This is a genomic window from Lutibacter sp., assembly GCF_041596795.1.
In the GTDB taxonomy this organism is placed as follows: Bacteria; Bacteroidota; Bacteroidia; order Flavobacteriales; family Flavobacteriaceae; genus Lutibacter.
The window spans coordinates 1-3,590 of record NZ_JBFHHX010000223.1 but is presented as its reverse complement, the minus strand read 5'-3'; the positions used below and the strand labels follow the sequence as shown (position 1 = coordinate 3,590).

The following is a 3,590-nucleotide window of genomic DNA, read 5'->3' as shown; positions in this document are numbered from 1 at the left end:
TAATGATCATAGATTTTAATAGTACAAGAAAAAGAGGAAAAATTGAAGAATAAAAAAACAGTATTAATAGTAGTAAATGTAGATTGGTTTTTTATATCTCATAGATTATGTATTGCCACACAAGCAATCCAAGAAGGGTGGAGTGTTGTTGTTATAGGGAAAGATACAGGTAGGGCACATGAAATTGAAGCTGAAGGAATTCAATTTGTAAATATCTCATTTACAAGATCAGGAGTAAATCCTTTAATTGAAGTACAAACTATTTTTAAACTATTAAAACTGTACAGAGCTATTAAGCCCGATTTAGTGCATCATATTACTTTTAAACCTATAATTTATGGATCTTTAATTACTAAATTTATAAAAGTTAAAGGCGTTGTAAATGCAATAAGCGGGCTGGGGTATAACTTTTCAACGAATGAGAATAAGTTTATAAGTGGTGTTGTTCGGAATTTAATGAAAGTAGCTTTTCACCATAAAAATATGGCAATAATTTTTCAGAATAAGGAAGATTTCCGAGATCTAAAATCATCAAAAATAATTAGTGATACACATAAACTATTTTTTATAAAAGGTTCTGGCGTCAATTTGGGGGGTTTTCAATGTAAATCTGATATAAAAAATGATAAAATTAATATTTTATTTCCTTCTAGAATGATATGGGAAAAAGGAGTAAAAGAACTGATTGAAGCGGCTAATTTGTTATATTCAAAGTATCAAGATAAAATAATTTTTAAACTGTATGGAATAATTGACTATGACAGTAAAAGTTGCGTTCCAGAAAGTTATTTATTGGAAAATACCATCAAAAATTACATAGAATGGTACGGGTATGAAAAGAATATAAGTGCTGTTTTTAATATGGCTGATATTGTAGTTTTTCCTTCTTATTATAGAGAAGGCATGCCTAAAACGCTATTAGAAGCATGTGCGGCAGGTAAACCAATTATTACAACAGATTCTATAGGTTGCAAAGAGTGTGTAGAAGAAGGTTATAATGGTTATAAAGTACCAGTAAAATCGGGGGTAGCATTGGCAAATGCTATTGAAAAATTAATAAATGCTCCTGAAGAAATGGTTAGAATGGGAAAAAATTCTAGAGCAAAAGCAGAAAAAGAGTTCGACCAAAAAGAAGTGGTTTTAAAACATATGGAAATTTATAATATGCTAAGTGCATTAAATTAAACCTATATGCCAGAAATTTTTAAAAATAAAGAGATTGCTATTTTTACGATGTTAGGATTGGTTTCAGCGTTTCTTATTTTTATAAACAATGGAAATCAATACAATGCCTTGGTATTGTTTTTATTTTTTGCAATAAGTGCTATTGCATTAGGCGGAATTTTTTTGAGTATTGATAAAAATCCATTTTCATTAAATAAAACATTTTACTTATTTTATTATTTCTTTTTTGGAATAGCACCCGCAATTCAATATAAATTTCAAAGTTCTTTTTTTAATGCACCTTTAATAAGTGCCAAATTGTACATAAAGGGAGGTTTGTTGTTGCTAGGAATATTGTTATTATATAATTTTTTATATCACGTTACGTATAAAATATTAGATAAAAGAAATTATAAATTGAACAGCGTTATAAGAAATGAAACTCCAATTTATTTTTATTATGGGGTAGCCATTTTGTCTTTTGTAGTATTTTTTGTGCTTATAAAGTTCAATGTAAAATATCTTGTGTTAAGACCTCCAAGTTTTTGGTTAAAAAATAATACGTATCTCGGTGTATTAGGCTATGGTATTTCATTAGTTGTAAGAGCAATTCCTGTTGTTGTAGTATTGCAGTATATTTTAAAGAATAAATATGATAAAAAGCATCTATTCTTATTAGGTATAATTGCTATAATTACAGCTTTCCCTACGGCATTATCTAGAGGGGAGGCAGTTTCATTATATTTGCCGTTTTTGGTGCTGTTACTACCTGTTTTTAAAAGGCAAAACGTTTATGCTCTCTCTTATTTTTTTGGATTCTTTTTAATATTTCCAATTTTAAATTTCTTTCGATCCCAAGCAAATAATGTATATGTGGGAATTGAAGTTTTTAAAACAGGCCATTTTGATGCCTTTCAAAATTTTGTTTTGTTAATAAATGAAGAAATAATAACCTTTGGGAAACAGTTAATAGGGAGTATGTTATTTTTTATTCAAGAAGGGCAATGGCTTCAAAAACCTATTGGGACTGGAACGATGTTGGCAGAAAAATTAAATTTTGAACATACCAATATTTCAATGCCATTTTTTGGGGAAGGGTATGCCAATTATGGGTATACGGGTATTATAGTGTTTATTATATTAATAGTTTTATTAAATGCAACATTCGATTTAAAATATCATAAAAATAGTGGTTCGCTATTTTTTAAATTGGTGTATTTATTTTTATTGGGATTTGAATTTTATATTTTAAGGGGAGATTTAATGAGTTCAGTTAAAAAATTATGTGTTTTTATAATTTCAGTCTCTTGTGTGCTTTTTTACTTTAAAATAGCGGGTAGTATTAATAAAGTATTTTTGAAAAAAAGAAGTACAAAGTAAACTTTTAAGTAATATAGTAACAGATCCCGCATCAAGTGCGGGATGACGTTTCAAAGCTACCGTCATTACGAGGAGCGGTAGCGACGTGGTAATCTGTTTGTTGTTTAGTTCAGTGCATGATTGGGTTTAATAAGTAAAAGATTGCTTCACTCCAATGCATTCCCTCCGCAATGAGCATTTCCCCTCTTGAGAGGGGTTAGGGGTGTGTTTAATTAAGAAGTCCAATGTAAATTTTTAAGTAATACAGTAACAGATCCCGCATCAAGTGCGGGATGACGTTTCAAAGTCACCTCGTCATTCCCACGCAGGTGGGAATCTGTTTTTTGATAAAGCAGCCACTTTTAATAAAATGTAAGGAGGGTTGATAATTAAAAAGTCGGGCAACAAAAATAAAAAGTCGGGCAACTTTTAAAATAAGTCGGGCAACTATTTAAAAAAGACGGACAAAAAAGCCGCCTCAAAATTAAATGATGAGGCGGCTTGTTAATCAGAATTCAGAAAATACTAGCTTGAAACTAATTGATAATCAATATTAGTTATTTGCTTTTGAAATTCTTTTGCGGGTCTAAATCGCACATTTAAGCCCTTTATTTTAGAAACATTAAAATTCTCTGGAGCATCTACTGTTTCTGCTGAAATAGTAGATCTAAACGTTCCAAAATCTCCCAGTTTTATAATCTTACCATTTAAAATTTCATCCGGAATTATTTGTAATAATCCTTCTAAAACCGCCATGGCATCCATAGAGCTTACCGTACTTTCTCTGCTTATTCGTTTAGCAAAATCACGTAAGGTTAGCGTTTCTTGTTTTTGTTTCACTGGAACATATTTATTTGGAGCAGTTATGTCCAAAGGATTTACCTGTTCTTTCAATTTGTATTGAATCATACTTTTACTATTTAAACTGTATAACTTTTGAAGGTAGTTATACCGACACCTTTACTTCTACTACACACCTTATCTTTAAAAAACCGAAGGACCCGTGAATTTTGGCAATTTGTTACTGTATAGCCTTTGCCTACAGTGATGATTGGATTAAAAATAAT

General features: G+C 30.2%; 3 protein-coding genes. 2 read left to right on the top strand and 1 reads right to left on the bottom strand.

Annotated elements, in window-relative coordinates:
• Positions 1-42 precede the first annotated feature (42 nt).
• Complete coding sequence (locus ABY298_RS15505) at positions 43-1,185, top strand: glycosyltransferase family 4 protein (RefSeq protein ID WP_372746958.1); 1,143 nt, start codon at positions 43-45, stop codon at positions 1,183-1,185.
• A 6-nt stretch (positions 1,186-1,191) separates the two neighbouring features.
• Positions 1,192-2,544 (top strand): hypothetical protein, encoded by a 1,353-nt coding sequence (locus tag ABY298_RS15500; protein ID WP_372746957.1) that lies wholly within the window; start codon positions 1,192-1,194, stop codon positions 2,542-2,544.
• Positions 2,545-3,048: 504 nt separating this feature from the next.
• Here the strand turns inward: ABY298_RS15500 and ABY298_RS15495 are convergent.
• Positions 3,049-3,432 (bottom strand): HU family DNA-binding protein, encoded by a 384-nt coding sequence (locus tag ABY298_RS15495; protein ID WP_372746956.1) that lies wholly within the window; start codon positions 3,430-3,432, stop codon positions 3,049-3,051.
• Positions 3,433-3,590: the final 158 nt, after the last annotated feature.